Below are 5,684 nucleotides of genomic sequence, written 5' to 3'. Positions count from 1 at the left end.
CAGGAAAAACCTTACCTGAATTAATGAAAAGTGGAAAATCCCTTGGGGATGTATTAAATAGTATGAATGACTATGCTAAGAAAAATAATAAATCCTTAGCAGATATGTTTGGAAGTGCAGAAGCAGGTAAAGCAGCTCTTGTAATAGCTGAAAATGGTGGAAAAGATTTTAATAGTATTCTTAATCAAATGAATAATAGTGTTGGTGCTACAGATACAGCCTTTAAAAAAGTTAGTGCCACTACAGGAAACCAATTAAAGATAGCATTAAATGATGGTAAAAATGCCTTAATAGGTTTTGGTGATGTGATAGCCCCCTTTATATCAGTAGCTTCAAAAGGAATTTCAACAGTAACAAAAGGCTTTGAAGGATTAACCCAAAATCAAAAAAAATTTGTGGTGGGAGTAGGTTCTTTATTTGTAGCCACTAATTTAGCTTTAAGTGGATTTGGTAAATTTACTAAGGGAGTTAAAGGAAGTATAAAAGTATTAAAAGATCTTCCCACTAATACTAGAAAATCCATTAAATCCATAAAAGACTTTAGTAAAAGTATCGGGAGTGGAGTTAAAAATGTAGGTAAATTTTCTAAGTCAGTTGGTAAGATAGGATGGCAAGGTATTAGTAAAGGGGCATCCTTAGCAACAAAAGGAATTAAAGGACTTGGAAGGGGACTATTAACAGGAGCTAAAGCAGTGGGAAGATTTACTTTAAGTCTTGCTAAAATGATAGTTCAATTAACTATTGCAGGAGCAAAAATTGCTTTTAATACTGCTAAGTTAATAGCTCAAAAAATAGCCTTAATTGCCACCACTGTAGCTACTAAAGCTATGGAACTTGCACAAGCAGCACTGAATTTAGTTATGAGTTTAAATCCAATTACCCTAATTATAGGTTTATTAGTTGCTTTAGGTGCTACCTTTGTAATTCTTTATAATAAATGTGAATGGTTTAGAAATGGAGTTAATGCAGTTTGGAATGGAATAAAAACAGTGTTTTCATCCTTTGCATCTTTCTTAAAGGGAGCCTTTACAAGGGATTGGACCCAAAGTCTTGGACTTTTAGGAGTGCCACTAAATTGTTTATTTTCAGTAATTGGAGCAGTATGGAATGGAGTTAAAGGAGTTTTCAATGGAGTTCTTCAATTTCTACAAGGGGTATTCACTGGAAACTGGCATATGATATTTAGTGGTCTTGGAAATATAGTTAAATCTATCTTTGGAGCATTAGGTGGAGTAATTAAAGCTCCAATAAATGCAGCTATAAGTGGTATCAATTGGGTTGTATCTAAAGTTAATGGGTTAAGTTTTGATGTACCTTCTTGGGTGCCTGGTATTGGAGGACAACACTTTGGAATTAACTTACCTTCTATTCCAGCTCTAGCTGAAGGTGGTATAGTAACTAAATCAACTCTTGCATTAGTGGGAGAAGGTAAGGAACATGAAGCAGTTATTCCTTTATCAAAGTTAGATAAATTAGTAACTAATAGCTTAAAAAAGGTATTAAAAAATAAAGAAACCTCCACTAATAAACAGGAAGTTTACATAATAAAAAATTATTTAGATGGGGAAGAAATTAGTAATTATACCTATAGAAAAGTTAATAATAAATTAGCCATGGCCTGTAGAAGGAGATAAGAATGTTAATTAATAATATAGATATTTCTAAGTTTAATGCAAAACAATTAATAGTGGATATTCAACCAAGTAATATTATTTTAGAAAAGGAATGGGTAAAAAAATCCTTAAAACCAATTTTTATAGATTATAATATAACATTTAAAAACCTAAAGATAACCTTATATTTCCATGGAAATAATAGACAAGATATTTTAACTAATATTAGTAATCTAATAAGTTTATTAAAAGCAGAAAGTACATTAACCTTAGATGGATATAAAAATAAATTTATTTCATTTTTAATAAATAGTAATATTGAAAAAACCATAAGAAAAGATAGATATAAATTAAACCTAGAATTTGATAGTTATGAAGTTTCAGATTTTATAGAAGAAACTTTAAATAGAACTACTATGAAAACTATAAATATAAAAGGAAATTTAGAAACACCTTGTATAGTAGAAATTACTCCAATAGTAGATATTATAGATATAAAAATTGAAGGGTTATCAGAGGATCCTATTATAATTAAGAACTTAGAAAAAAATAAAACCCTAATTTTACATGGAATAGATGGCACTATAACAGTAGATGGAATAAATAAATTTTATGATGCAGATCTTTGGGAGTTTCCAAGATTAAAGCCAGGAAGTAATAATATAAAAATTTCAAGAAATGATTGTAATATAAAAATAAAATATAAAAGTAAATATGTTTAAATTGTTATTTTTTTGATACCAATAATTATTGATACTTTAGTATCTTTATTTTAGTAATTGTTAATTTATATAAAAAACTATATATAAATAATAATAAGTTTAAATATATAATTAAAAGGAGGATTAAATTGAGAAAAATATTTAAAACTTTTACTTTTTGGTTTTTTATCATAAGTATTTTAATAATATTAAATAATATATTAGGGAATGATGATAAAAACATATTATTAATTGGACTTAATCCTATCCTTAATGCAGTTGTTTATGTAGAACCATTTAGAAGTATAATATGGAATGATGGTCCTAATTTTAATATGTATATTGCTCACTTACTTACATTTATTATTTATGGTGGAATAATAGATAGTATTATTGCAATTATAAAATCAGTGAGAAGCAATTGAATTAAGAATAAGAAAGCAAAAAGCATCATTTAGAAATAATAATTAACCAATATTAAAAATTATGTAAATAATAGGTAGGTAGTTATGAATATAGAATTTTTAGAAAAGCAATTTGAAAAATATAAATTTAAATATCCAGAGTCATTTTTAAAAGCTATAGAATTAAATTTGATAGCTTTTGATTTGTGGAATATAATGGACGAAGATACAGTTGTTGATAGGGTTGAAGGGCTTAAGGAAAGATATCCACATAGGAAACTTATTCCTTTTGCAAGAAGATATGACAATGATGATATAGCATGTTTTGAAATAGGTAAGAGTAAAAAGGTTGAAATAATACATGACTTTGCATCAATAGGATATGAACAAAGAAAAGAATATAATGATTTTTGGGAATGGTTAGAAGAAGCTATTAAAGAAATGATCGAATATAATAGAGAAGAATTAAAGAGTTAATTGATATGAATTTTTTACAATTAAGCAAAAAAATATTAGTAGAACAATTTTAATTGATATTTATAAATGCTTTTATAATTTCATTGATTGACATACATAAACATTAAAAGTAATACTTAGAATTGCTTTAATTTAAATTAAAAATTATTTTTATCTAAAAAAACTTTAGTTTTATGTTACACATAAAAATATAAGAAAAAAACATATTAAATAGATTAAATTAGTAAACAAAAATGACTCATTAGCTTAAATGATTTAATGAGTCATTTTATTATTCAGTTTTATTTACAAAAGTAGATTATATAGTATTATTTTTAGATTTTGTAAAAAAAGTTATAGAAAGTATTGAAAAAGATATTGCAAAAATAAATATAAATTTATTTGAGAATGATTCTATAAGACTTGAAAGTGCAAATGATAATGTAATAAAACCTGACATAATATATTGTATTTTTTTATTTGATATCTTTTTCATGTAAAATCTCCTTTAAAAACTATAACTAAATTATTACAATTAATATTAGATTAAAAGTGTCTTTAAAGTTACATTTAATTGTAATATAATAATATATATACTGTTATATTCTTACAAATTAACAGTATATATTGTTATGATGTATGAAATTAACATAATGTTAAGTTTGTAAGAACTTAATTATTTAGGGAGGAGTCCCATGGAAAAGAATTTAAAAGAATTGTTAGATAATTATTATTTAATACCTAAAAATTCAATAAGTTTTGAAAATGAAATATATTGTTCCCAAGATACTTTTGAGGAACTTTTAAATGACTTTAGTGTAAATGAAGCTTATGAAGAAGAAACAGACTTAAAAAATATGTGTATAGTACCTAGAAAAACAGGTAAAAAGCTTTCACATAAAGAGGTTGAACAAATAAAAAAAGATACTAGATCTTATAGGGTAATAGCTAAAGATCTTAACATAAGTATTTGTATTATTAGTAAAATTAAAAATAATAAATATTAAGCTAAAATAAATAAAAAAGATAAGGAGATAGATTTATAAAAAAGTTAACTAAATCACAAAAATTAAAAGGAGAATGTTATGTATTTATATATGTTAGAACCAGAAGTAGCTGGTGAAATTGGTGAAAATACGATATATGATAATTTTGATGATGTAAGATATAAAAATTTCAAACCCAAAATATCTAAGTTGCATTTTATATTTTCAGGATGGTTAGGTGACGATATATTAGAAAGTACTCCATGTTTTATAATTACTGATAAATTAAAAATACAAATAGAAAAAAGTAATTTAATAGGGTATGAATTTCAGGATATAGAAATTTCATTAAGTGATGAATTTATTGAAATGTATCCTAATATAGAAATGCCACAATTTAAAAGATTGATACCTAAAGGTAGTGTTATTATAAATGATAAAACTTATACTAAATGGACTGGTGAAGATTTTAGTCTTTCAGATAAATCTTATTTGGTAGTTTCAGAAAGAGTATTAAATATAATTAATGAATTTAATATCGATAATTGTGATTTAAATAAATTAAGCCCTAAATTAGATTCATTTTAATTTGTAACTAATTAATATTAAAACAAAATAAATGAAAAATATATGGAGATAGATTTATGAAAAAGTTAACTAAATCACAGAAATTAAATATTTTTTCTAGTGCTTGTTTTTTATTTATTAGTATACTTGATTTTATTAAAAATAATAATTTATTTGGATTTATATATTTAACATTAGCATGTACTTTTATCTCTTTAACTTTTTCAGAAAAGAAGAATAAATAATTTAATGTTAATATTTAAATTGTTAGATATTTACTAAAGTATAATTTTAAATCTAATAAATGAACTAAGGAGCAATTTATATGATAGCCTATATAAAAAAAAATCAAAAAAGATTAACTGATATTCAATATATATTATTAGCAGTTATACTGGCATTTTTAACACAAATAATATTTCACTTATTTGCAATAATATTTTTTAAAGATAGTATAGATTTGAGTTCACCTTTTGTTGATCAATCTATAGGATTTATGATGATATATGGTTGCATTATTGCACCTGCGCTTGAATCCTTATTTATAATTTTTATAATTTGGATATTAAGAAAAATATTTCGTGTAAAGAAAAAAATATATTTATTAATAATAACATCAATAATTTTTACATCATTGCATAATTATAGTTTATATTATATGTTTTGCATTTTTCCAGTTTGTACCATAATTATATATTCATATTTATTTTATAAACCTAAAAACTTATCTTCATTTAAAATTATGTTTTATGTCCATGTTTTAATTAATATTTTTGCATTAGCTTTGAATTATTTGACGTAAATAAAGGTATACCATAAGTAACACTAAGTATTACTTATAATTACTTGTTAAAAATCTCTTAAAATTTATATAAAAAACATATGTAAATTTATAATATAAAACTTTTAAAACAAATATTAGCCTGAAATAAAATTTATTTCAGGCTAAAAAAATGC

Annotated in this window: 9 protein-coding genes; 8 read left to right on the top strand and 1 reads right to left on the bottom strand. The window is 23.9% G+C overall.

Annotated features, from left to right (window positions below; genetic code table 11):
• The 4 genes from GBZ86_RS11820 to GBZ86_RS11805 all read left to right on the top strand — a co-directional run.
• The coding region (locus tag GBZ86_RS11820; RefSeq protein ID WP_152890913.1) for a phage tail tape measure protein at positions 1-1,634 on the top strand (1,634 nt) is incomplete at its 5' end.
• Between the two features lie 2 nt (positions 1,635-1,636).
• A complete protein-coding gene (locus tag GBZ86_RS11815; RefSeq protein WP_152890911.1) occupies positions 1,637-2,335 on the top strand; it encodes a phage distal tail protein in 699 nt (232 codons plus the stop codon).
• Between the two features lie 128 nt (positions 2,336-2,463).
• Positions 2,464-2,739 carry a hypothetical protein gene (locus GBZ86_RS11810; protein WP_152890909.1) on the top strand — a complete coding sequence of 92 codons (276 nt, stop codon included), beginning with the start codon at positions 2,464-2,466 and terminating at the stop codon, positions 2,737-2,739.
• Positions 2,740-2,823: 84 nt separating this feature from the next.
• Positions 2,824-3,195: a hypothetical protein gene (locus GBZ86_RS11805; RefSeq protein ID WP_152890908.1), complete on the top strand. Its 372-nt coding sequence runs from the start codon at positions 2,824-2,826 to the stop codon at positions 3,193-3,195.
• A 298-nt stretch (positions 3,196-3,493) separates the two neighbouring features.
• Here GBZ86_RS11805 and GBZ86_RS17230 read toward each other — a convergent pair whose 3' ends face one another.
• Positions 3,494-3,670, bottom strand: a complete 177-nt coding sequence (locus GBZ86_RS17230; protein WP_170272231.1) for a hypothetical protein — start codon at positions 3,668-3,670, stop codon at positions 3,494-3,496.
• 199 nt (positions 3,671-3,869) lie between these two features.
• On the opposite strand from GBZ86_RS17230, the gene GBZ86_RS11800 reads away from it, so the two are divergent.
• The 4 genes from GBZ86_RS11800 to GBZ86_RS11790 all read left to right on the top strand — a co-directional run bounded on the left by GBZ86_RS11800 (position 3,870) and on the right by GBZ86_RS11790 (position 5,529).
• Positions 3,870-4,181 (top strand): hypothetical protein, encoded by a 312-nt coding sequence (locus GBZ86_RS11800; protein WP_152890906.1) that lies wholly within the window; start codon positions 3,870-3,872, stop codon positions 4,179-4,181.
• Between the two features lie 78 nt (positions 4,182-4,259).
• Complete coding sequence (locus tag GBZ86_RS11795; protein WP_152890904.1) at positions 4,260-4,748, top strand: hypothetical protein; 489 nt, start codon at positions 4,260-4,262, stop codon at positions 4,746-4,748.
• A 56-nt stretch (positions 4,749-4,804) separates the two neighbouring features.
• Entirely contained in the window at positions 4,805-4,972 is a 168-nt protein-coding gene (locus tag GBZ86_RS17225; RefSeq protein WP_170272230.1) for a hypothetical protein, read from the top strand.
• Positions 4,973-5,052: 80 nt separating this feature from the next.
• The gene (locus GBZ86_RS11790) at positions 5,053-5,529 is read left to right on the top strand and encodes a CPBP family glutamic-type intramembrane protease (protein ID WP_152890902.1); all 477 of its coding nucleotides are present in this window, start codon (positions 5,053-5,055) and stop codon (positions 5,527-5,529) included.
• Positions 5,530-5,684: the final 155 nt, after the last annotated feature.

The sequence above is a fragment of the Clostridium tarantellae genome, assembly GCF_009295725.1.
Classification (GTDB): domain Bacteria; phylum Bacillota; class Clostridia; order Clostridiales; family Clostridiaceae; genus Sarcina; species Sarcina tarantellae.
Note: the sequence above shows the minus strand (reverse complement) of the source record. Positions and strands in the feature narration are given on the sequence as shown.